The 22,405-nt window shown below is 69.8% G+C and carries 17 protein-coding genes and 1 riboswitch; of the genes, 14 read left to right on the top strand and 3 right to left on the bottom strand.

The window, feature by feature from the left end; all coding sequences use genetic code 11:
- Positions 1–13 precede the first annotated feature (13 nt).
- The 3 genes from Q0C12_RS05515 to Q0C12_RS05505 all read right to left on the bottom strand — a co-directional run bounded on the left by Q0C12_RS05515 (position 14) and on the right by Q0C12_RS05505 (position 3,429).
- The gene (locus tag Q0C12_RS05515) at positions 14–676 is read right to left on the bottom strand and encodes a BON domain-containing protein (protein WP_290887331.1); all 663 of its coding nucleotides are present in this window, start codon (positions 674–676) and stop codon (positions 14–16) included.
- A 282-nt stretch (positions 677–958) separates the two neighbouring features.
- Positions 959–1,834, bottom strand: coding sequence for a hypothetical protein (locus tag Q0C12_RS05510; protein WP_290887328.1), 876 nt, complete (start codon positions 1,832–1,834; stop codon positions 959–961).
- A gap of 14 nt (positions 1,835–1,848) precedes the next feature.
- Positions 1,849–3,429: an MASE1 domain-containing protein gene (locus Q0C12_RS05505; RefSeq protein ID WP_290887325.1), complete on the bottom strand. Its 1,581-nt coding sequence runs from the start codon at positions 3,427–3,429 to the stop codon at positions 1,849–1,851.
- A 161-nt stretch (positions 3,430–3,590) separates the two neighbouring features.
- On the opposite strand from Q0C12_RS05505, the gene Q0C12_RS05500 reads away from it, so the two are divergent.
- The 14 genes from Q0C12_RS05500 (at position 3,591) to katG (ending at position 22,405) form a co-directional block, all read left to right on the top strand.
- Positions 3,591–4,106 (top strand): c-type cytochrome, encoded by a 516-nt coding sequence (locus tag Q0C12_RS05500; RefSeq protein WP_290887322.1) that lies wholly within the window; start codon positions 3,591–3,593, stop codon positions 4,104–4,106.
- A 79-nt stretch (positions 4,107–4,185) separates the two neighbouring features.
- Positions 4,186–5,946, top strand: a complete 1,761-nt coding sequence (locus Q0C12_RS05495; RefSeq protein ID WP_290887319.1) for an ExeM/NucH family extracellular endonuclease — start codon at positions 4,186–4,188, stop codon at positions 5,944–5,946.
- A 17-nt stretch (positions 5,947–5,963) separates the two neighbouring features.
- The gene (locus Q0C12_RS05490) at positions 5,964–6,635 is read left to right on the top strand and encodes an alpha/beta fold hydrolase (RefSeq protein WP_290887315.1); all 672 of its coding nucleotides are present in this window, start codon (positions 5,964–5,966) and stop codon (positions 6,633–6,635) included.
- Positions 6,628–7,734, top strand: coding sequence for a cell division protein ZapE (zapE, locus tag Q0C12_RS05485; protein ID WP_290887311.1), 1,107 nt, complete (start codon positions 6,628–6,630; stop codon positions 7,732–7,734). The genes Q0C12_RS05490 and zapE overlap by 8 nt, the downstream gene beginning before the upstream one ends.
- Positions 7,731–9,089: a hypothetical protein gene (locus Q0C12_RS05480; protein ID WP_290887308.1), complete on the top strand. Its 1,359-nt coding sequence runs from the start codon at positions 7,731–7,733 to the stop codon at positions 9,087–9,089. Before zapE ends, Q0C12_RS05480 begins: the two co-directional genes overlap by 4 nt.
- Positions 9,090–9,155: 66 nt before the next feature.
- Positions 9,156–10,457, top strand: a complete 1,302-nt coding sequence (locus tag Q0C12_RS05475) for an amidohydrolase (RefSeq protein ID WP_290887306.1) — start codon at positions 9,156–9,158, stop codon at positions 10,455–10,457.
- Between the two features lie 89 nt (positions 10,458–10,546).
- Positions 10,547–11,248: a hypothetical protein gene (locus tag Q0C12_RS05470; RefSeq protein ID WP_290887303.1), complete on the top strand. Its 702-nt coding sequence runs from the start codon at positions 10,547–10,549 to the stop codon at positions 11,246–11,248.
- A 34-nt stretch (positions 11,249–11,282) separates the two neighbouring features.
- Positions 11,283–11,564: riboswitch (cobalamin riboswitch) on the top strand.
- Positions 11,565–11,785: 221 nt separating this feature from the next.
- Positions 11,786–14,185, top strand: a complete 2,400-nt coding sequence (locus Q0C12_RS05465; protein WP_290887301.1) for a ribonucleoside-diphosphate reductase subunit alpha — start codon at positions 11,786–11,788, stop codon at positions 14,183–14,185.
- Between the two features lie 485 nt (positions 14,186–14,670).
- Positions 14,671–15,726 (top strand): ribonucleotide-diphosphate reductase subunit beta, encoded by a 1,056-nt coding sequence (locus tag Q0C12_RS05460; protein WP_290887298.1) that lies wholly within the window; start codon positions 14,671–14,673, stop codon positions 15,724–15,726.
- Positions 15,727–15,791: 65 nt separating this feature from the next.
- Entirely contained in the window at positions 15,792–16,619 is an 828-nt protein-coding gene (gene queF, locus Q0C12_RS05455) for an NADPH-dependent 7-cyano-7-deazaguanine reductase QueF (protein ID WP_290887294.1), read from the top strand.
- Between the two features lie 29 nt (positions 16,620–16,648).
- Positions 16,649–17,140 carry a hypothetical protein gene (locus tag Q0C12_RS05450; protein WP_290887291.1) on the top strand — a complete coding sequence of 164 codons (492 nt, stop codon included), beginning with the start codon at positions 16,649–16,651 and terminating at the stop codon, positions 17,138–17,140.
- A 41-nt stretch (positions 17,141–17,181) separates the two neighbouring features.
- The gene (locus tag Q0C12_RS05445; protein WP_290887289.1) at positions 17,182–17,550 is read left to right on the top strand and encodes a YkgJ family cysteine cluster protein; all 369 of its coding nucleotides are present in this window, start codon (positions 17,182–17,184) and stop codon (positions 17,548–17,550) included.
- Between the two features lie 146 nt (positions 17,551–17,696).
- On the top strand, positions 17,697–19,922 hold the full coding sequence (locus tag Q0C12_RS05440; protein WP_290887285.1) for an NADP-dependent isocitrate dehydrogenase: 2,226 nt from the start codon (positions 17,697–17,699) through the stop codon (positions 19,920–19,922).
- 284 nt (positions 19,923–20,206) lie between these two features.
- A complete protein-coding gene (gene katG, locus Q0C12_RS05435) occupies positions 20,207–22,405 on the top strand; it encodes a catalase/peroxidase HPI (protein ID WP_290887282.1) in 2,199 nt (732 codons plus the stop codon).

Below are 22,405 nucleotides of genomic sequence, written 5' to 3'. Positions count from 1 at the left end.
CTTCAGGCGGTTCTTACTGCTTGACCAGCAGCTGGTCGGCGATCACGTTCTTCACGCCCTTGGTGCCGGCGGCCAGCTTGATGGCCATGTCGCGGGCGGCGGCCGACTCGGCCGTGCCGGTCAGCGTGACCACGTTGGCCTTGGTGTCGACGTTGATCTGGGTGCCCTTCACCGCGGTGTCGGCCAGCAGCTGCGCCTTCACCTTGCTGGTGATCCAGGCGTCGTCGACGCCGTCGCCGGCTTCATCCAGGGCCTCGCGCACTTCGCCCGAGGCGGTGGCGGTGTTGGCATCCTGGCGCATCTCGGTGCCTTCGCCGGCAACCACCAGCTGGTTGTCGACCAGGATCACGCCCTCGGCTTCACCGGCGATCTTGCCGGCGGCGAGCTTGGCCTCGAGGCTGTCGGCGCCACCGGTCAGCTTGACGGTGCCGCGCATCGTGTCGACGTTGATGTCGAAGCCCTTCGTGCGCTCGTCGGCCAGCAGGCGGGACTTCACCGAGGCGGTGATGGTGGCATCGTCGATGGTCTGGCCGACGCTGCGCTCCGTGGCGGCGTCATTGGCCGGGGCCGCGGTGGCACCGTCCGGCATGGCGTCGTTCGGCTGCTGGGCGCAGGCGGACGCGCCCAGCGAGAGGGCGATGGTGGTGGCGAGCAGGGAAGATTTGATGGCGTTCATGGGCTTTGGCTCCTGTTTGAACGGGTCGCTGCGGGGGCAGCGTTCGGCCTTGGGCCTCGTCGCGGGCTAGGGGGAAGCAGCACGTCCCGGACGTGGGGCGAGGTTGGCCCCCGCTTTCACAACCGCGGATGAAGCGCTTGTTTGAAAAGCGTTATCCGGTTTTGGCCGCGTCGCCCCAATGCCGCGCCAGCAAAGGCTTTCCGCTTGGCTGAATCGTTTCCAGCCGTGTGGCACCGACACCCGTGGTGTCCGGACTGATGTCGTCGGAACGACAGGCGAGGCCTACCTGCGCCACATCGCCGGGTCGAAGGCCAAGGGCACGGCGCGCATGCCCTCGGGCACGTTCTCGTCCAGCGTCGCCCGGCAATTCTCCTGCGTGGCCTGGACCGAAGCCTCGATCACGGCGCGCTGGAAGGCGGCCTGGCCTTCGTCGCTGTTGGCATTGGGATCGACGTGGATGACCTGGTCGCTGCATCCGCCCGTGTTCCTCACCTCGATCGCCGGCACCAGTTGTGCCATGGCGTGCTGGCTGAAGCGTTCGAAGTTCTCGCCCGGCATCTCGCGGATGGACGTGGTGATGCGCCCCTTGTAGAGATACAGGCCGCGATAGAACAGGAAAGCGCGCGAATGATGGGGCCGGCCATCGATCGAAAGCCTGACATCCATCAGCCGACCGGTGTCGGCGTCGGCGTCGGCGGCGTACTCGAGCAGGAACCCTTGGATCCAGGACTCCGATTCAGCGGCGTCGACTTCGACTTCGCCTTCGCCTTCAGGCTCGAGCGAGCCATCCGTGGCCACCTGCCGCAGGTCGAAGTCGCGGATCGGGTCGAACGCGAGGTCGGTGTAGCGGCCCTTGGCCGCCTGCCCCTCGATCTCGCGCGTCACCCCGGCCATGCCTTGCTCCAGCAATGCGTCCTGGTCGACGCGTCCCGCCGGATACACGAACAGGTCGAGCCGCACGCCCATGAACTCGGGATGCTGGTAGCGGATGCCCACGCCCGCCGCCGGGTTGCCGGGGTAATCCTGCATCGCGACGAGCGCCAGGTCGCCAACGCGCTCCGGTGCCAGGACGAGGCTGCGCTCAATGAAGGGGCGCGCGGGCGCCGCCGGGGCATCGGACGCCATCGCGGCTGGCGACAGCATCGCGAGCAAGAGCATCAAGGTCGTCATTCTCATCCCGCGTCGAAGGTCACGCGGTGGCGCTGGCCGTGCACCAGCGGCTCGAGCTGGTAGCGGCCCTTTTCGGCCAGGACGCGATCGAAGATCGCCGGCAGCGGCTGCAGCGACGGCAGTGCGCGGGCGTAGGGCGAGAACTCGATGTCGAGGTCCAGCGACACCGCCTGTCCGCCGCCCTCGCGCGGCTTGACCGCCAGGTCCAGCGCGAAGCGGCGCACCGTGTCGAGCCGCACCGCCTCGCGCACCGCGGCCTGGCAGATGCGGTAGGCGGCGGTTCGGGCATCGTCGTCGAGCTGGTCCACCGGCCCGGTGAAGCGCGGCTCGAACACGATGTTGCCGTCCTCCAGCATCTCGCGCAGCGGCCCGTTGTCGATCGCGTGGCGCAGTCCGTGGCTGTCGAGCATAGGCGGCCGCAGCTGGCGCAGCGCGCGCCGCAGGCTGTCCTGGATCTCGCGCACCTGCTCGCGCAGCGACTCCAGGAAACGCGTGCCCTGCTCGTCGCGCACGTCGCGGAAGGCCAGGCTGATGCGCGTACCCAGCGCGTGGATGGCGTGGCCGAGCTCGTAGTCGAGCTCGCTGGCCAGTTCGCGCTGGCCCTGTTCCTCGATGCGCACCAGGCGCTGGGTGACGTGGCGCAACTCCTCGGCCAGCGCACCCAGCTCGTCGTTCTTGGTGGCCAGCTCCTTGTGCCGCTGCGCCAGCACCTCGTGGCTGTGCCGCAGCGCGGTGCTGGCCCCGCCGAGCACGAGGGCTCCGGCGCCCACCACGGCGAGCACCAACTGCAGCATCGTGACGCTGACCGACAGCAGGCCGCCCTGCACCAGCGCCTGGATCACCACGCCCAGCACCAGCGTGCCCAGCGCCGCGCCTTCCCAGCCGTGGCGGAAACCGAGGAAGAACAGCGGCGCGAACGCCAGCAGCAGCACGTACATCGCCAGGTCGTCGAAGGCCTGCAGCAGCAGGAAGAGGCCCAGCGCACCCACCAGCACCACGGCCATGTCGCGCCAGAACGGCTGGCGCCGCGGCGACATCCGGCCGTGCGCGATCGCCACCAGCACCGGCGCCAGCACCAGCTGGCCGATCATGTCGCCGTACATGAAGGTGAACATGCTGGCGATGCTGTCCACGGCGCTCATCGGCACCGTCACCAGGAACAGCCACAGCAGCGGCGACACGCCCGCCGCACCGACCAGGCCGGCGAGCAGGAAGCCCAGCATGCGGGTCGGCGTGTCCAGGGCCTGGCCCGCCTGCGGCCCGCGCGCCACGAAGACCACCGAGGCGTAGATCACCCACGGCGCGATGCAGACGCCGACGAAGGTCATCGAGAACAGCGGATAGCCCATCACCATCGACTTGGTGGCCTGGGCGGCGATCTCGGACGCGGCCAGCCAACCCCAGCGCCGCGTCGGCACCAGCCACAGCAGCGCCAGGCGCAGGCCGGCGGGCAGGAACCAGAGCTGGGCCGACAGCTGCTCCAGCCCCAGCCACACCAGCATCGAGGCCAAGGCAATCCCGGCCCAGGCGGCGTTCCGTCCCGGTGGCGTGTCCTGCAGCAATCTGAGCGGATGCAACGCCATCCCTTTCGCCTGTTCCCCTCGGGCCGTCCCGCCCGGGGCCAGCATGCTACCGAAGAGCCGCGTGAAGGAAGCCCTGGCCGGGCGCCTTCCGCGCATGGCGCCGGGCCGATATAATCGCCGCCTTCACCTCCACGGGCCGCGGCCCGCCGTCAGGTACGACTGTGCGCAACCACGATCTGGTATTCCTCAAGAACTTCGCGATGGTCATCGCCGTCCTGGTGGGCATCACGCTCGCCCTGATCGGCCTGGGCATCTACGTCAACAGCCAGCTCGAGCCCGAACCGAACCCGGTCGCCGAGCGCGCCACCGAGCAGCGCATCCGCCCGGTCGGCGGCGTGTACGCCGGCTCCACCGGCGCGGCTGCGCAAGCCGCGGCCGCCGCGGCCGCGGCGGCCGCCTCGGCCGGCCAGGTGGCCTACGATGGCACCCTCGACGGCAAGGTGATCTACGACGCCCTCTGCGGCGCCTGCCACACCTCGGGCGCCGGCGGCGCGCCGAAGCTGGAGCGCGCAGCCTGGACCGCCCGCATCGCCCAGGGCATGGACACCATGAACAAGCACGCCATCGAAGGCTTCCAGGGCAGCGCGGGCATCATGCCGGCCAAGGGCGGCAACCCCAACCTCACGGACGAGCAGGTCATCGCCACCGTGCAGTGGATGGTCGACAACCTCAAGTAAGCTTGGGCCCCGCCCTCCCGCCAGCGCCGCCTCCGGGCGGCGTTGTCGTTTCTGGCGTCCGCACCCCCTGGAGTCCCCGATGCGCCTGCCCCTGTTGACCGTCCTTTGCGTGCTGGCCGCCGGCTGCCAGACCCCGGGCCAGCCCGAACCCGCCGCCCGCTCGGCCGTGGTCGCCATCGGCGCCGTGCAGGGGCCGACCGACCGTAGCCCGCTTGCGGGCCAGCGGGTGACGGTGGAGGGCGTGGTGGTCGGCGATTTCGGCAAGGGATTCGGCGGCGTGTTCATCCAGTCGCGCGTGGAAGACGGTGACCCGCTGACGGCCGAAGGCCTGTTCCTGGTGCAGGGCGGCCAGCCGGCGGTGGCGCTGTCGGTGGGCGACCACGTGCGCGCCACCGGCACGGTGAAGGAGCTCGGGCCGGACGGCGCCAGCCTCACCGCGCTGGTCGAGGTCGAGGCGACGGTGCTGGCGCGCGGCGTCACGATGGCGCCGACGCGGGTGGCCACCGCGCCGGTGCCGCACGGCTGGGAAGCCTTCGAGGGCATGCTGCTGCAGATCGATGCGCCGATGACGGTGACCGGCAACGACGGCCTCATGCGCTTCGGCGAGCTGGTCGTGAGCTTCGACGGGCGCCGCTTCGCGCCCACCGAGCGCGCGGCGCCGGGCCCCGAGGCCGATGCGCTGGCGCAGCAGAACTTCGACGTGATGCTGCGGCTCGACGACGGCCTGTCGGCCCAGAACCCGGGCGAGCCCTGGTTCCTGCGCGAGCCGCTGTCGGACGAACGCCCGCTGCGCACCGGCAGCGTGATCGCCGGCGCCACCGGCGTGCTCGACCAGCGCTTCGGCAGCCATCGCCTGCAGCTGGTCGCGCCGTTGGGCGACATCACGCAAGCCCCGCGGCCGGCGGCACCGACCGTGCCGGGCGATCGCCGCATCGTCGGGCTGAACGTGCTCAACCTCTTCAACGGCGACGGCCGCGGCGGCGGCTTCCCGACCGAGCGTGGCGCCGCCCGCGCCGCCGACCACGCCCGCCAGCAGGCCAAGCTGGTGGCCACGGTGCAGGCGCTGGACCCGGACCTGGTGGCGCTGATGGAGCTGGAGAACGATGGCTTCGGGCCGGACTCGGCGGTGGCGCAGTTCGTCGCCGCGCTCAACGCCGCCGGGCCGCATGCCGACTGGCGCGTCGTGGATGCGGGCGAAGGCCCGGGCGAAGGCAGCATCCGCGTCGGGCTGGTTTACCGGGCCACGCGGTTCCGGACGGTCGGCGCGCCGGCGACCCTGCTCGAGCCGCCGTTCAACCGGGCCAGCCGCGCGCCGCTGGCGCAGGCCTTCCAGGCCGAGAACGGGCCGGTGTTCGTCGTCGTGGCCAACCACTTCAAGTCCAAGGGCGGCTGCCGCTCGGAGGCGCCCGCCGGCGACGCCGACCAGGGCGACGGCCAGGCCTGCTTCAACGCCACCCGGGTGGCTTCGTCCGAGGCATTGCACGCGTGGCTGGCCACCGACCCCACCGGCACCCGGCCGACCGGCCAGCTGGTGATCGGCGACCTCAACGCCCATGCCCAGGAAGACCCGCTGCGCGCGCTATACGCCCGAGGCTGGCGCGATGCCTTCGAGGTCGCGGGCGTCGACGCACCCTATTCCTACGTCTGGGCCGGCCTGTCGGCCCGCCTCGACCACGCCCTGGTGGACGCCGGCCTGGCCGCCCGCCTGCGGGGCGCCGCCGAGTGGCACAACAGCGCCGACGAGTCCGAGCGCTTCGGCTACGCCCTGGACGACGACGAAGACCCCTGGCGGGCCTCGGACCACGATCCGGTGCTGCTGGGCCTCGACCTGGCCCGCTAAGGGCTATCATCGCCGCCATGGACGACATCCCGGCCTTCCCAAGCGAATCCGGCCCGCTGCACCTGACCGGCCCCGCCGGCCGGCTGGAAGTGATGGTGGACCTGCCCGAACCCGGGCAGGAGCGCGCCGGCGTGGCCGTGGTCTGCCACCCGAACCCGCCGGACGGCGGCACCCTGCACAACAAGGTGGTCACCATGACCGCCCGCGCGCTGAGCGAGCTCGGCATCGCTGCCGTGCGCTTCAACTTCCGCGGCGTGGGCCAGTCCGAGGGCAGCTTCGACGAAGGCCGCGGCGAGATCCTCGACCTGCTCGCCGTCACCGACTGGGTCCGCAAGGCGCGCCCCGACGACGCGCTGTGGCTGGCCGGCTTCTCGTTCGGCAGCTGGGTCGCGCTGCAGGGCGCGCGCCAGCTGCCGGTGAAGCAGATGATCTCGATCGCGCCGCCGGTCGGGCTGCGCGCCTTCGACGGCGTGATGCCGCCGGCCTGTCCGTGGCTGGTGGTGATGCCCGAGGCCGACGACATCGTCGATCCGCAGAAGGTCTACGACTGGATCGATGCGCTGAAGGAAAAGCCGACCCTGGTGCGCATGCCCGACACCGGCCACTTCTTCCACCGGCGGCTGATGGACCTGCGCGGCGCGATCAAGAACGGCGTGCGCAAGAACCTGCCGCCGCCGCGCCATGGCTGAAGCGGCGGCGCAGCGCCCGTCCGCCGCCTACGCCGCCGGTATCCACGCCGGGCGCTGGCAGCCCGACGAAGCCCAGGGCCAGGCCCTGGTCGAACTCGACCGCATCCACCGCCAGCTGCGCGCGCGCCAGCGCCACCCGCGCTGGAAGCAATGGCTCTGGAAACTTCGCCCGCCCGCGCCGGTGCAGGGCCTGTACCTGTGGGGCGGCGTCGGCCGCGGCAAGACCTTCCTCAACGACCTGCTGTTCGAGCACCTGGGCGAGCTGCCGCGCCGGCGCTGGCACTTCCACCGCTTCATGGTCGAGGTGAACGCGCGCGTGCAGGCGCTGCCGGCCGACACCGCCGACACCGTGGCGGTGGTCGCCGATGGCCTGGCCGATGAATTGAAGCTGCTGGTGCTCGACGAGTTCATCGTCACCGACATCGCCGACGCGATGATCCTGGGCCGCCTGCTCGAGCGTCTGTTCGCGCGCGGCGTGGTGCTGGTGACCACCTCGAACACGGCGCCGAAGCACCTGTACAAGGACGGCCTGCAGCGCGCGCGCTTCCTGCCCGCGATCGCCCTGATCGAAGCGCACTGCACGGTGGTGCACCTCGACAGCAAGCAGGACTACCGGCTGCGCCAGCTCACCCGCGCGCAGACCTACCTGACGCCGCTCGACGCCGCCGCCGAGCGCGGTATGGCCGAGCACTTCGCGCGGCTGGCCGCCGACTGCCCCGGCGAGGACGGCCCGCTGGTGGTGAACGGGCGCGCGATCGAAGCGCGCGCGCTGGCCGAGGGCATCGCCTGGTTCGATTTCGCCGCGCTGTGCGAGGGGCCGCGCGCCGCCGCCGACTACATCGAGATCGCGCGCAGCTTCCACACCGTGCTGGTGTCGGGCGTGCCGGTCTTCGACCTGGCACATGACAACGCCGCGCGCCGCTTCGTGCACCTGGTGGACGAGCTCTACGACCGCAACGTGAACCTGCTGCTCAGCGCCGCGGCCGAGCCGATGTGGCTCTACGGTGGCGACAAGCTGCGCCAGGAGTTCGAGCGCACCGCCTCGCGCCTGGTGGAGATGCGCAGCGCCGAATACCTCGCCCGCGAGCACCGCCCGTGAGGCGGCTGGCGCCCTGGGCGGCGGCGGCGCTTGGCGCGGCGCTGGTGCTGTGGGTGTTCTGGCCCGGCTACATGAGCTGGGACTCGGCCTACCAGTGGTGGCAGGCGCGCAACAACCAGTTCGACAGCGTGCATCCGCCGCTGCTGGCCATGATCTGGCAGCTCAGCGACCGCGTCGTCGAAGGGCCGGGCGGGATGCTGGCGCTGCAGGTGTTGCTGCTGTGGTCGGCGCTGGCGCTGTTCGCCTCCGCGCTGCGGCTGCCGGCCGCGGGGCGCGCCTTCGTCGTGCTGTTCCTGGGCCTGTGGCCGCCGCTGCTGGCGATGCAGCCGCACATATGGAAGGACCTGTGGACGCTCGCCGGCTTCACCTGGGCGCTGGCGCTGCTGGCGCAGGACCTGCGTGCGCCGCACCGCGGCTGGCGCGCGGGCGCGGTGCTGGCGCTGGTGTTCGCCTGCGCCTTCCGCCACAACGCCATCACCGGCGCGCTGCCGCTGCTGGCCTGGATCGGCTGGCGCGAAGTGGCGGGCTACGCACCGGCCTGGACGGCGCGGCGTCGCGTGCTGCCGACCGGCGTGATCGCGCTGGTGCTGGCCGTGGCCGTGTTCGTGCTGGCCGCGCTGCCGGCCCAGGATGGCCGCGTGCGCCACACCGAGCGGGTGTGGTCGGTGGTGACGCTGTGGGACGCCGCCGCGGTGTCGCTGGCCGAAGGCCGGCTGGTGTATCCGCCGGAGCTGGTGGACCCGACGCTGACGCTGGACGAACTGCGCCAGCACTTCACCGACTACTCGAACACGACGATCTACGTGACCGGCAAGCTGCGGCACAGCTTCGACGCGCCGTATTCGCCCGAACAGCGTGCGGCGATCGACGCGCTGGTGCTGGCGCTGCCGCGCGACCACACGGCGGCTTACCTGGCGCACCGCGCGCGCCTCGCGCAGCTGCTGTTCGGCTGGGACCGCGCCGCGCTGCCCGATGGCCAGGTGATGATGGCGGGCCTGCATGCCTACGGCGACAACCCGCCGGTGGCGCCGCAGGCGCATCCCCAGCATGCGCGCGTGCTGGCGACGCTGCAGGCGTTGATTGATTCGCCCTTCTTCGCCGGGTGGATCTACCTGCTGGCCTGCGTGGGCGTGGCTCTGGCCGGCGCAATGCGCGCGAACCGCTCGCCGGGCGCGGGGCTGGCGGCGACGGTCGCGCTGTCCTCGCTGGCCTACGCCCTGCCGCTGGCGCTGGCCTCCGGCAGCGCCGAGTTCCGCTACCTGGCCTGGCCCGTGCTGGCCACCCTCGCCAGCGCCCTGCTCCTGGTAGGAGGGACTTCAGTCCCGAAGCTCTTCGGCCAGAAGCTTCGGGACTGAAGTCCCTCCTACCGTTCCCTGGACCAGGGTTTGTTAGCATCGGGCGCAACCATCCAGGGGAAGACCATGCACCGACTGCTGCTCGTCACCGCCCTCGCCGCCGCGCTCTGCGGTCCCGCTGCCGCGCAGGCGCCCGATGTCGAGGCACTGGCCGCCACCGTGGACGCCAAGGTGCAGGCCTGGCGCCGCGACATCCACCAGCATCCCGAGCTGGGCAACCGCGAGGTGCGCACCGCGAAGCTGGCGGCCGACCACCTGCGCGCGCTCGGCTTCGAGGACATCCGCACCGGCGTCGCCACCACCGGCGTCACCGCCGTGCTGCGCGGCGGCAAGCCCGGCCCGCGCATCGCCCTGCGCGCCGACATGGACGCGCTGCCGGTCACCGAACGCAGCGGCCTGCCCTTCGAGTCGAAGGTGACCACGCAGTTCAACGGCCAGACCACCGGCGTGATGCACGCCTGCGGCCATGACGCCCACGTCGGCATCCTGATGGGCGTGGCCGAGGCGCTGGCCTCGATGAAGGCCGAGCTGCCGGGCGAGGTGCTCTTCATCTTCCAGCCGGCCGAGGAAGGCCCGCCGGACGGCGAGGAAGGCGGCGCCGAGGAAATGCTGCGCCAGGGCGTGTTCGAGCGCTTCAAGCCCGAGGCGGTGTTCGGCCTGCACGTGTTCAGCACGCTCAACGCCGGGCAGGTCGGCTACCGCAGCGGCCCGCTGATGGCGGCGTCTGACCGCTTCAACATCGTGGTGAAGGGCCGGCAGACGCACGGCTCGCGGCCCTGGGGCGGCGTGGACCCGATCGTGGCCGCGGCCGACATCATCGGCACGGCGCAGACCATCGTCAGCCGGCGCCAGAACATCTCGAAGCTGCCGGTCGTGGTGTCGTTCGGCGCGATCCACGGCGGCATCCGATTCAACATCATCCCCGACGAAGTGGAATTGGTCGGCACCATCCGCACCTTCGACGAAGGCATGCGGACGCAGGTGTTCGCCGACCTGAAGAACGTGGCGGAAAGCGTGGCCAGGGCGCACGGCGCCACCGCGATCGCGCAGGTGCCCGACACCAAGGGCAACCCGGTCACGGTCAACCACCCGGCGCTGACTGCGCGCGTGGTGCCGAGCCTGGAGACCGCGGTCGGCCGCGACAACGTGGTCGAGATGGACTTGGTGATGGGGGCCGAGGACTTCTCGCTGTTCGCACGGCAGGTGCCCGGCTTCTTCTTCTTCGTCGGCGCCACGCCCAGGGGCCAGGATCCGATCAAGGCCCCGTCGAACCACTCGCCCGAGTTCTTCCTCGACGAAGAGGCGCTGAAGGTGGGCACCCGCGCGATGCTGCAGGTCTCCCTCGACTACCTCCACACCGTCGACTGAAGTCCCTCCTACAAGGGCATGGTCCAGACGTAACCCCGTTATGGCGGCCGGGCCGTTGCATGGCATTGAGCCCCTCCGGAGACCCGGCCATGCCCCGCCATTCGCTGATCCGCCACGCCCTCGCCCCGCTGTTGGTCGCCGCCGGCCTTGCCCACGCCGCACCGCCCACCGTGTACCCGGAGATCGATCCGGCGACCGCGACCTACCGCCTGGCCGTCGTCGAGCTCGAAGCACAGGGCGCACTGCCGCAGTTCGCCGAGTGCAGTTCGCCCGACGTGCTGTGCATGGATCCGCCGCCGACCTGGTTCCGCGCGCGCGTGCTCGACACCCTGCACGGGCCGTCGCTACCGCCACGCATCCATGGCGCGACCACCAGCCACTACGGCCTGATGCAGATGGCCTCACCGCAGTACGGCAAGGCGCGGCTGATGCTTCTGATGTCGGACGGCGACCGGCACGTGATGCCGCGCTACGCCAACGGCTTCCTCGCCGAGGATCGCAGCGGCTTCCTGCACCTCGTCCTGGTGGACGCGCGGCCGGTGTGGTGGCTGCCCTGCGGCGCGATGGACCTGAAGGAACCGATCCACGACGCCGCGCTGGCGCGCGCCTCACGCACGCCGCTGGAGGACTACCAGCGGTTCTTCGCCAGCGAGCACGGCGCCGCCTACGTCGTTCGCGGCCGCCATGCCTATCCGCGCCATTCCATTCCCATGGCGAAACTGGCGGCCTGGCTGGCGCGGCAGCGGGACCTGCCGGCGAACCTGCAGTGCCGGCCGCTGGCTGCGCACTGACACCACATATTGCGTTGACCTGGCCGTCGGCACCCGATATGTTGTGGCCGTCGGTCCCGACCGCGGCAACGCGCAAGGGTTAATAGGGAAGCCGGTGTGACTCCGGCGCTGCCCCGCAGCGGTATGTGGAAACGAACGCCGTTTTTGGCACTGGGCTTGGGCCTGGGAAGCGACGGCTAGTAGGCGGGAGCAGGAGCTAGTGAAGAGGAACTAGGAACTAGTAGGGCGGCATCACCACTAGTTCCTAGTTCCTCTTCACTAGCTCCTGCTCTCACGTCCACGAGCCCGAAGACCTGCCGACAGCCGCGCGAAGCACACCGCGCGGTGACCGGCCCAGAGGTCTCCGGGGGGAGGCGGCGCCGGTGTCGTGGCGCCGCGTCTCGGTCCCTGCGACACCCGCATTCCATCCTCCGTTCTGACTTCGCATGCCCGCGGGGGCATGGCCGCGACGACGCCGTTGCGCGTCGCCGTCGCCCGTCTCCGCGCGCCGCCCCCGAGGGAGGGACGGCGACCGTGCGCCACGCACCGGAGAACACCATGAACACCGAAACCCTGGCCGCGCCCGCCGACGCCGCCGCGCCGCAGTTCGCCCTCACCCCGCCCGCCACCGCGCTGGGCATGACCGTCACCAAGCGCAACGGCCGGCGCGAGCCGGTGGACCTGAACAAGATCGTCCGCGCCGTGGCGCGCCAGTGCGACGACCTGTACGCGATCGATCCGATGCGCGTCGCCACCCGCACCATCTCCGGCCTGTACGACGGCGCCAGCACGCGCGAGCTGGACGAACTGTCGATCCGCACCGCCGCGCTGCTCACCGCCGAAGAGCCCGAGTATGGCCGCCTCGGTGCGCGCCTGCTGGCGGACCTCATCGCCAAGGAGGTCGCGGGCCAGGAGATCCACGCCTTCTCGCAGTCCGTCGCCCGCGGCCACGAGGTCGGGCTGATCAACGACCGGCTGCTGGGTTTCGTCCAGGCCAACGCGCGCAAGCTCAACGACGCGCTCGACGCCACGCTCGACCGCCGCTTCGACTACTTCGGCCTGCGCACGCTGTACGACCGCTACCTGCTGCGGCACCCGACCCAGCGCACCGTCATCGAGACCCCGCAGCAGTTCTTCCTGCGCATCGCCTGCGCGCTGAGCCAGGACGTGCCCGAGGCGCTGGCGCTTTACCGCCGCATGGCGTCGCTGGACTACCTGCCCAGCTCGCCGACGCTGTTCAACGCCGGCACCACGCACGAACAGCTCTCGAGCTGCTTCCTGCTCGACTCCCCCGACGACACGCTGGAATCGATCTACCGCAAGTACGCGGACGTGGCGATGCTGAGCAAGTTCAGCGGCGGCATCGGCGTCTCGTTCACCCGCGTGCGTTCGCGCGGTTCGCTGATCCGCAGCACCAACGGCCACTCCAACGGCATCGTGCCGTGGCTGAAGACGCTGGATTCGTCGGTCGCAGCGGTCAACCAGGGCGGGAAGAGGAAGGGAGCCGCCTGCGTCTACCTCGAGCCCTGGCACGCCGACGTCGAGGAGTTCCTGGAGCTGCGCGACAACACCGGCGACGAGGCGCGGCGAACGCACAACCTCAACCTGGCGAACTGGATCCCGGACCTGTTCATGCGCCGGGTCGAGGCCGACGGCGAGTGGTCGCTGTTCGACCCCAAGGCGGTGCCGCAGTTCACCGACCTGTTCGGCAAGGCCTTCGACGTGGCTTACGAACAGGCCGAGGCGAGCGGCCGCGCGGTCAAGACCGTGCGCGCGCGCGACCTGTACGGGAAGATGATGCGCACCCTGGCCCAGACCGGCAACGGCTGGATGACGTTCAAGGACAAGTGCAACCGCGCCAGCAACCAGACCGCGCGGCCCGGCAACGTGATCCACCTGTCGAACCTGTGCACCGAGATCCTGGAGGTGACGTCGGGCGACGAGACCGCCGTCTGCAACCTCGGCTCGATCAACCTGGGCCAGCACCTGCGGGAGGAAGATGACCGCGTCGACTTCGATTTCGACAAGCTCGCCGAGACCGTGCGCCTGGCCGTGCGCCAGCTCGACCGCGTGATCGACCTGAACTTCTACCCGATCGAGACCGCCCGCCGCGGCAACCTGCGCTGGCGCCCGGTCGGCCTGGGCGTGATGGGCCTGCAGGACGTGTTCTTCCGGCTGCGCCTGCCCTTCGACGCGCCCGAGGCGCGCGCGCTATCGGCGCGCATCGCCGAGGACATCTACTTCCACGCGCTGGACGCGAGCTGCGAACTGGCGCAGGAACGCGGCCGCCACCCGAACTTCGAGGAGACCCGGGCCGCGCATGGCGAACTGCAGTTCGACGCCTGGGGCGTGCAGCCCGGGTCGCCCGAGCGCTGGGACGCCCTGCGCGAGCGCATCCGCGAGCACGGCCTGCGCAACTCCCTGCTGGTGGCGATCGCGCCCACCGCCACCATCGCATCCATCGCCGGCTGCTACGAGTGCATCGAGCCCCAGGTCAGCAACCTGTTCAAGCGCGAGACGCTGTCGGGCGACTTCCTGCAGGTGAACCGGCACCTGGTGCGCGAGCTCAAGCAGCTGGGCCAGTGGACGCCGGAGATGCGCGACCGCGTCAAGCTGGCGGAAGGCTCGGTGCAGGGCATCAGCGAGATCCCCGCCGAACTGCGCGCCGTCTACCGCACCGTCTGGGAAGTGCCGATGCGCTCGCTGATCGACATGGCCGCCGATCGCGGCGCCTTCATCGACCAGAGCCAGTCGCTGAACCTGTTCATGGAGTCCCCGAACATCGGCGCGCTGTCGTCGATGTACATGTATGCCTGGAAACAGGGGATCAAGACCACGTATTACCTGCGCTCCCGGCCGGCCACGCGCATCGCCAAGACCACGGTCAATGGCCCTGACGCGGCGGCGGTGGTTTCTTGCTCGCTCGAGAATCCGGAGTCCTGCGAGGCATGTCAGTGATTTCTTGGGAAATAGTTGAGAGGAACTAGGAACTAGTGGGCGCGGCAGGGAGTCTTGGCGAGGCCGGGGTGGAGCGTAATGCCTTTCTCAGGGTGGTCAGCACTCGACCGACTTCGAAGGCCAATTCGATCACCTGCCTGGTTTCACTGGAGGGCAGCCAGCCTAGCCGGCCGCAGAGGAGCAGCTGGGTGTGGAGCTCACCCAGCGAGCCATGGGCGATTGCCAGAAACTGGGCTTTCTCCCGTCGCGACTCTCTTGTCCAGCCCTCCGCGACGTTGCTCGGGACAGACACGGCAGCACGGGTGATCTGTGACCTGACGCCAAACCGCTCCTCCGGGGGAAGTCGCTTGGAAAGTCGACAGCTCAATTCCGCCAATTGCACCGCTTTTACCCACACAACCGCTTTCCGGTAGTGCATCCAGTTTCTCCGCAGCCACCCCCAATCCTCCCGATCCATGCAGCACCCACCCATCAGGAAATCACCCATGACCGCGTCCGTCCCCCGCTCTTCACTAGATCCCAGTTCCTCTTCACTAGTTCCCAGACTCCTGAACCCAGGATTCGATCTGACGCTGCGCCCCATGCGTTACCCGCAGTTCTTCGAGATGTACCGCGACGCCATCCGCAACACCTGGACCGTCGAGGAAGTGGATTTCTCGCTCGACACCCAGGACCTCAAGACCAAGCTCGGGCCGGCCGAGCGGCACCTGGTCGAGCGGCTGGTGGCGTTCTTCGCCACCGGCGACTCCATCGTCTCGAACAACCTCGTGCTCAACCTCTACCAGCACATCAATGCGCCCGAGGCCAGGATGTACCTGTCGCGGCAGCTCTACGAGGAGGCGCTGCACGTGCAGTTCTACCTCACGCTGCTCGACACCTACCTGCCCGAGCCCGAGGCGCGCGCGAAGGCCTTCGCGGCGATCGAGAACATCCCGTCCATCCGCCGCAAGGCCGAGTTCTGCTTCAAGTGGATGGACAGCGTGCAGGCCCTGCAGCGGCTCGACACCCGCGCTCATCGCCGCCAGTTTTTGATGAACCTGGTTTGTTTTGCCGCCTGCATCGAGGGGCTGTTCTTCTTCGGGGCGTTTGCCTATGTGTACTACCTGCGCTCGCGCGGGCTGCTGCATGGCCTGGCGGGTGGCACGAACTGGGTTTTCCGCGACGAAAGCGGGCACATGGCGTTCGCGTTCGAGGTCATCCGTACGGTGCGCGAGGAGGAGCCAGACCTGTTCGACGACGAGCTCAAGGCGCAGATCGTCACGATGCTGTGCGAGGCCGTGGACGTGGAGTGCCTGTTCGCCGACGACGTGCTGTCGGGCGGCGTGGCGGGGCTGTCGCCGCGCGACATGCGCCAGTACCTGGAGTACTGCGCCGACCAGCGCCTGGCCCAGCTCGGGCTGCCGCGGCACTTCGGGGCCCGCAACCCCTTCCCGTTCATGGAGCTTCAGGACGTGCAGGAGTTGACGAACTTCTTCGAACGCCGGGTATCGGCCTACCAGGTGGGGGTCCAGGGTGAAGTCGCGTTCGACGCCGCCTTCTGACCAACCCCTCGGGGGAGGGACGCCAGCCCCTCCCACAAGGGCGGGGCCGTGAGAGAATGCGCGCCATGACTTCCCCCGAATTGAGCCCGCTGGGCAAGGCCGTCGAGTACGGCAACGACTACGATCCCAGCCTGCTGTTCCCGATCGCGCGCGCGACCCAGCGTGCGGCGCTGGGCCTGGGCGAGGAGTTGCCGTTCGTGGGCGTCGATTTCTGGAACGCCTACGAGCTCAGCTGGCTCGACGGCCGCGGCAAGCCGCGCGTCGCGCTGGCCGAGTTCCGCGTGCAGGCCGCGTCGCCCAACATCATCGAGTCCAAGAGCTTCAAGCTCTACCTCGGCAGCTACGCGCAGGCGCGCTTCTCCGACACCGATGCGCTGCGCGCGCAGCTGGTGCGCGACCTGTCCGAGGCCTCGGGTGCGCCGGTCAGCGTCGTGCTGACGCCGGCGTCCACCAACAACACCGCGCTGATCGAAACCCTGGAAGGCGACCTGATCGACGACCTGCCGATCGAGATCAGCCACTACGGCCCGCCGCGCCCCGATTTCCTCAGCTCCGATCCGGCGCTCAAGGCCGACGAGATCCTGGTTTCGCACCTGCTCAAGTCGAACTGCCCGGTCACCGGCCAGCCCGACTGGGCCAGCGTGCAGATCCGCTACGCCGGCCCGCGCATCGCCCGCGACGGACTGCTGCGCTACCTGGTGTCGTTCCGCAACCACAGCGATTTCCACGAGCAGTGCGTCGAGCGCATCTTCATGGACCTGATGCAGCACTGCGCGCCGACCCGCCTGGCCGTGTACGCGCGCTACACGCGCCGCGGCGGCCTCGACATCAACCCGTTCCGCGCCACGCCCGGCCTGCCGCTGCCTGGCAATCCGCGCACCGCACGCCAGTAACCCGCCGACCCTCGCCCCCGGGAGCCGCCATGCGCCACGCCCAGTTCGCCGCCGTCCTGTTCGCCTCGCTGGCCCTGGCCGCCTGTAGCGGCGATGAGCCGGCCGCCCCCACCGATGCGCAGATCACGGCGGCCACCGACGCCGCCACCGAGGCGGCCGAGGCGCCCGCGGCGCTGCCGCCGCTGCCCACCGGCGATTTCCGCATCACCTCGGTCAACCTGGGCAAGGCCGTGGATGAAGAAGGCCAGGTCGGCGAACCGCTGACGACCTTCGCGCCCGGCGACAAGATCCACGCGGCCGTGATCGCGGTCGGCAGCAGCGACGGGCTGACGCTGTCCGCGCGCTGGCTGGCCGCCGACGGCACCGAAGTCGCCAAGGCCGGCCAGAGCCTCAGCCCGGAAACCCCCACCGTCATCACTTTCTCGATCAACCAGCCCGAACCCTGGCCGGTTGGCGCCTACCAGGTGGAGATCGCCATCAACGACCGGGTCGTCGAAACCCGCACCTTCGAGGTGCGCTGAGCCGCGCCGGCCCACCCGGCGCGCGTCCGCGCGACGCGCCCATGCCCCATCCCTGCCTGTCCTGCGGCGCCTGCTGCGCCACCTTCCGGGTGGCCTTCCACTGGGCCGAAGCCCAGCCCGACAACCCCGACGGGCCGCCCGCCGAGCTGGTGGTGCCGCTGCGCCGCCATGAGCTGGCCATGCGCGGCACCGAATCCGCGCCCACCCGCTGCGTCGCGCTCGCCGGCACGGTCGGCGTGGACGGCCACTGCAGCATCTACGCCCTGCGCCCCTCGCCCTGCCGCGCGCTTACGCCGGCCTGGGAAGACGGCCAGCCCAGCCCGCAGTGCGACAAGGCGCGGGTGGCGCACGGGCTCGAGCCGCTGACGCCGGCGACCTGGGCCACGCCCCCGGACGCCACCGCCGCCTGAGGCACGCGGCCCGATACCCGGGCACGTCCACACCCAGTAACCCGTACCCGGACGTATGTGCGACGGTGCGTGGCGCCTCGCGGCTTTCGCCGCCGGGGCGGAGCGGCGACAATCGCCGGCTAGCCCGAATACGAGACCGCGCGACCATGGCCGACACGCCCAAGATCCTCTACACGCTCACCGACGAAGCCCCGTTCCTGGCCACGCAGTCGCTGCTGCCGATCGTGCAGGCCTTCGCGGGCGCCGCCGGCATCGCGGTCGAAACGCGCGACATCTCGCTCTCGGGCCGCATCCTGGCGCAGTTCCCCGAGCGCCTGCGCGACGACCAGCGCATCGGCGACCACCTCGCCGAACTCGGCCAGCTGGCCACCACGCCGGAAGCCAACATCATCAAGCTGCCCAACATCAGCGCCTCGCTGCCGCAGCTCAAGGCCGCCATCAAGGAACTGCAGGCACAGGGCTACGACCTGCCCGACTACCCGGAAGAGCCGCGCACCGACGCCGAGAGGGACGTGAAGGCGCGCTACGGCAAGGCCATGGGCAGCGCCGTGAACCCGGTGCTGCGCGAGGGCAACTCCGACCGTCGCGCGCCCAAGGCCGTGAAGGAAAACGTCCGCAAGCACCCGCACCGCATGGGCAAGTGGTCCAGCGACTCGAAGTCGCACGTGGCGCACATGGCCGGCGATGACTTCTTCGGCAGCGAGAAGTCCGCGACCCTGGCCACGGCCGGCAGCCTGAAGATTGCCTTCGTCGGCGCCGACGGCAGCGAGCGCGTGCTCAAGGAAAGCGTCAAGGTGAAGGAGGGCGAGATCGTCGACGCCTCGGTGATGCGCCGTGCCGCGCTGGCTCGCTTCGCCGCCGAGCAGATCGCCGACGCCAAGGCCACCGGCGTGCTGTTCTCGCTGCACCTCAAGGCCACGATGATGAAGGTCTCGGACCCGATCATGTTCGGCGTCTTCGTCACCGAGTTCTACAAGGATGCGCTGGCCAAGCACGCGAAGGTGCTCGGCGAGGCCGGCTTCGACCCCAACAACGGCATCGGCGACCTGTACGCGCGCCTGGGCCAGCTGCCCGAGGCCACGCAGGCCGCGATCAAGGCCGACATCGACGCCGTGTACGCGAACGCCCCGGGCCTGGCGATGGTGAACTCCGACAAGGGCATCACCAACCTGCACGTGCCCAGCGACGTGATCGTGGACGCCTCGATGCCGGCGATGATCCGCGACTCGGGCCGCATGTGGAACGCCAAGGGCGAGCTGCAGGACACCAAGGCCGTGATCCCGGACCGCTGCTACGCCGGCATCTACCAGGCCGTGATCGACGACTGCCGGGCGAACGGCGCGTTTGATCCGGCCACGATGGGCAGCGTGCCCAATGTCGGCCTGATGGCGCAAAAGGCCGAGGAGTACGGCTCGCACGACAAGACCTTCCAGCTCGACGCCGCCGGCACCGTGCGCGTCACCGACGCCAGCGGCGCGGTGGTGTTCGAGCACGCGGTGCAGGCCGGCGACATCTGGCGCATGTGCCAGACCAAGGACGCGCCGGTGCAGGACTGGGTGAAGCTGGCGGTGGACCGCTCGCGGCTGAGCAACACGCCGGCCATCTTCTGGCTCGACGCCGCGCGCGCGCACGACGCCCAGCTGATCGCCAAGGTCGAGCGCTACCTCAAGGACTTCGACACCAAGGGCCTGGACATCCGCATCCTGCCGCCGGTGGAGGCGATGAAGGTGTCGCTGCAGCGCATCCGCGCCGGCCAGGACACCATCTCGGTCACCGGCAACGTGCTGCGCGACTACCTCACCGACCTGTTCCCGATCATGGAGCTGGGCACCAGCGCCAAGATGCTGTCGATCGTGCCGCTGATGGCCGGCGGCGGCCTGTTCGAGACCGGCGCCGGCGGTTCGGCGCCCAAGCACGTGCAGCAGTTCGTGCAGGAGAACTACCTGCGCTGGGATTCGCTGGGTGAGTTCCTGGCGCTGGCCGCTTCGCTCGAGCACATCAGCGAGCGCTGGCTCAATTCCTCGGCGCCGGTGCTGGCGAAGACGCTGGACCTGGCCAACGGCCGCATCCTCGACGAGGACCGCGGTCCCTCGCGCAAGGTCGGCGGCCTCGACAACCGCGGCAGCCACTTCTACCTCGCGCTGTACTGGGCCCAGGCCCTGGCCGCGCAGGACGAGGACAAGGCGCTGAAGGCGAAGTTCGCGCCGCTGGCCAGGCTGCTGTCGGAGCAGGAGTCCACCATCGTCGATGAACTGCTGGCGGTGCAGGGCCAGCCGGTCGACATCGGCGGCTACTACCGCCCCGACATGAAGAAGACGACCGCGGCGATGCGCCCCAGCAACACCTTCAACATCGCCCTCTCCACGCTCTAACCCGCACCCCCTGTAACTCACGACACCCTTGTGGGAGGGACTTCAGTCCCGATGCTCTTCTCCGGAAAGCATCGGGACTGAAGTCCCTCCCACATTTTTTGGGGCGGTCCTGGCGGCTTCCCGGGACTTTGATAGGCGGCGCCTATCGCAGGCATCCGAAACATTCATTTTCACGCGCGACGATGCGGGCGTACGGTGTGAAGCCCGGACCCGTCCGGCGCCCGCGCGGGCGCCCCGCACTCCGAATCCTCTGTTCGTTCGCTGCAAGACCCAAGGAGCCCACCATGACTACCGAACTCAAGTGCCCGTTCTCTTCCGGCAGTGCGCCGGTCCACACCCAGGCCGGTGGCCCGTCCAACGGCGATTGGTGGCCGAACGCGCTCAACCTCAAGATCCTGCACCAGCACGACAAGAAGTCGAACCCGATGGGCGAGGCGTTCAACTACGCCGAGGCCTTCAAGACCCTCGACCTCGACGCCGTGGTGCGTGACCTCACCGCGCTGATGACCGACTCGCAGGAGTGGTGGCCGGCTGACTACGGCCACTACGGCCCGTTCTTCGTGCGCATGACCTGGCACGCCGCCGGCACCTACCGCGTGCAGGACGGCCGCGGCGGCGGCGGCACCGGCGCCCAGCGCTTCGCCCCGCTCAACTCCTGGCCCGACAACGGCAACCTCGACAAGGCCCGCCGACTGCTGTGGCCGATCAAGCAGAAGTACGGCAACAAGCTCAGCTGGGCCGACCTGCTGATCCTGGCCGGCAACGTGGCCATGGACTCGATGGGCTTCAAGACCTTCGGCTTCGGCGGCGGCCGCGCCGACATCTGGGAGCCGGAAGGCGACATCAACTGGGGCACCGAGACCGACTGGCTCGGCGACAACCGCTACAGCGGCGACCGCGAGCTCGCCAACCCGCTCGCCGCGGTGCAGATGGGCCTGATCTACGTGAACCCGCAGGGCCCGAACGGCAAGCCGGACCCGCTGGCCTCGGCCCGCGACATCCGCGACACCTTCGCGCGCATGGCGATGAACGACTACGAGACCGTGGCGCTGGTCGCCGGCGGCCACACCTTCGGCAAGGCGCACGGCGCCGGTGATGCCGCCAACGTCGGCGTCGAGCCGGAGGGCGCGGACATCGCCGAGCAGGGCTTTGGCTGGATCAACAAGCACGGCACCGGCAAGGGCGACGACACCATCACCAGCGGCATCGAGGGTTCCTGGACCCCGACCCCGACGAAGTGGGACATGACCTACTTCGAGAACCTGTTCGGCAACGAGTGGGAGCTGACCAAGAGCCCGGCCGGCGCCTACCAGTGGCACCCGAAGGTGCAGACCGACAAGAACGTGGCCCCCGCGGCGCACGATCCGTCGAAGAAGGTCACCATCATGATGACCACCGCCGACCTGGCGCTGCGCTTCGACCCGGCCTACGAGAAGATCTCGCGTCACTTCCTGGCCAACCCGCAGGAGTTCCACGACGCCTACGCCCGCGCCTGGTTCAAGCTGACCCACCGCGACATGGGCCCGAAGGCGCGCTACCTCGGCAAGCTGGTGCCGAACGAAGACCTGATCTGGCAGGACCCGGTGCCGGCCGTCGACCACCCGCTGGTGGATGACAAGGACGTGGCCGCGCTCAAGGCCAAGGTGCTGGCCTCGGGCCTGTCGAACGCCGAGCTGGTGCGCGTGGCCTGGGCCTCGGCGTCGAGCTTCCGCGGCTCCGATTTCCGCGGCGGCGCCAACGGTGCCCGCATCCGCCTCGAGCCGCAGCGCAACTGGGAAGCGAACAACCCGGCCGAGCTGGGCAAGGTGCTGGGCGTGCTGGAAGGCATCAAGAAGGACTTCGACGCGTCCGCTTCGGGCGGCAAGAAGGTGTCGCTGGCCGACCTGATCGTCATCGCCGGCAATGCCGCGGTGGAAGCGGCGGCCAAGAAGGGCGGCCATGACGTCTCGGTCCCGTTCGCGCCGGGCCGCACCGACGCCTCGCAGGAGCAGACCGAGGTCGATTCCTTCGCCTGGCTCGAGCCGAAGGCCGATGGCTTCCGCAACTTCGCCACCAAGGAGACCGCCGCCGACGGCGCCGAGTGGCTGCTGGACAAGGCCAACCTGCTGACGCTCACCGCGCCCGAGATGACCGTGCTGGTCGGCGGCCTGCGTGCGCTGGACGCCAATTACGGCGGTGCCAAGCACGGCGTGTTCACCGCGCGCCCGGGCACCCTGAGCAACGACTTCTTTGTCAACCTGCTCGACATGTCCACCAAGTGGGCGCGTTCGGCCGGCGACAAGAACGTGCTCGAGGGCCGCGACCGCAAGACTGGCCAGGTGAAGTGGACCGGCACCGTGGTCGACCTGGTGTTCGGCTCGAACTCGCAGCTGCGCTCGCTGTGCGAGGTGTACGCCGCGGGTGACGCGGAGAAGAAGTTCGTCAACGACTTCGTCGCCGCCTGGACCAAGGTGATGAACCTGGACCGCTTCGACCTGCAGTAA

The sequence above is a fragment of the Arenimonas sp. genome (assembly GCF_022842045.1).
Taxonomy (GTDB): domain Bacteria; phylum Pseudomonadota; class Gammaproteobacteria; order Xanthomonadales; family Xanthomonadaceae; genus Arenimonas.
This window is presented reverse-complemented; position numbering and strand designations above follow the sequence as displayed.

Coding starts and splice junctions, on each gene's coding strand:
- Q0C12_RS05515 (WP_290887331.1), bottom strand. CDS start 676: ATGAACGCCATCAAATCTTCCCTGCTCGCCACCACCATCGCCCTCTCG.
- Q0C12_RS05510 (WP_290887328.1), bottom strand. CDS start 1,834: ATGCTCTTGCTCGCGATGCTGTCGCCAGCCGCGATGGCGTCCGATGCC.
- Q0C12_RS05505 (WP_290887325.1), bottom strand. CDS start 3,429: ATGGCGTTGCATCCGCTCAGATTGCTGCAGGACACGCCACCGGGACGG.
- Q0C12_RS05495 (WP_290887319.1), top strand. CDS start 4,186: ATGCGCCTGCCCCTGTTGACCGTCCTTTGCGTGCTGGCCGCCGGCTGC.
- Q0C12_RS05490 (WP_290887315.1), top strand. CDS start 5,964: ATGGACGACATCCCGGCCTTCCCAAGCGAATCCGGCCCGCTGCACCTG.
- zapE (WP_290887311.1), top strand. CDS start 6,628: ATGGCTGAAGCGGCGGCGCAGCGCCCGTCCGCCGCCTACGCCGCCGGT.
- Q0C12_RS05475 (WP_290887306.1), top strand. CDS start 9,156: ATGCACCGACTGCTGCTCGTCACCGCCCTCGCCGCCGCGCTCTGCGGT.
- Q0C12_RS05470 (WP_290887303.1), top strand. CDS start 10,547: ATGCCCCGCCATTCGCTGATCCGCCACGCCCTCGCCCCGCTGTTGGTC.
- Q0C12_RS05465 (WP_290887301.1), top strand. CDS start 11,786: ATGAACACCGAAACCCTGGCCGCGCCCGCCGACGCCGCCGCGCCGCAG.
- Q0C12_RS05460 (WP_290887298.1), top strand. CDS start 14,671: ATGACCGCGTCCGTCCCCCGCTCTTCACTAGATCCCAGTTCCTCTTCA.
- queF (WP_290887294.1), top strand. CDS start 15,792: ATGACTTCCCCCGAATTGAGCCCGCTGGGCAAGGCCGTCGAGTACGGC.
- Q0C12_RS05450 (WP_290887291.1), top strand. CDS start 16,649: ATGCGCCACGCCCAGTTCGCCGCCGTCCTGTTCGCCTCGCTGGCCCTG.
- Q0C12_RS05445 (WP_290887289.1), top strand. CDS start 17,182: ATGCCCCATCCCTGCCTGTCCTGCGGCGCCTGCTGCGCCACCTTCCGG.
- Q0C12_RS05440 (WP_290887285.1), top strand. CDS start 17,697: ATGGCCGACACGCCCAAGATCCTCTACACGCTCACCGACGAAGCCCCG.
- katG (WP_290887282.1), top strand. CDS start 20,207: ATGACTACCGAACTCAAGTGCCCGTTCTCTTCCGGCAGTGCGCCGGTC.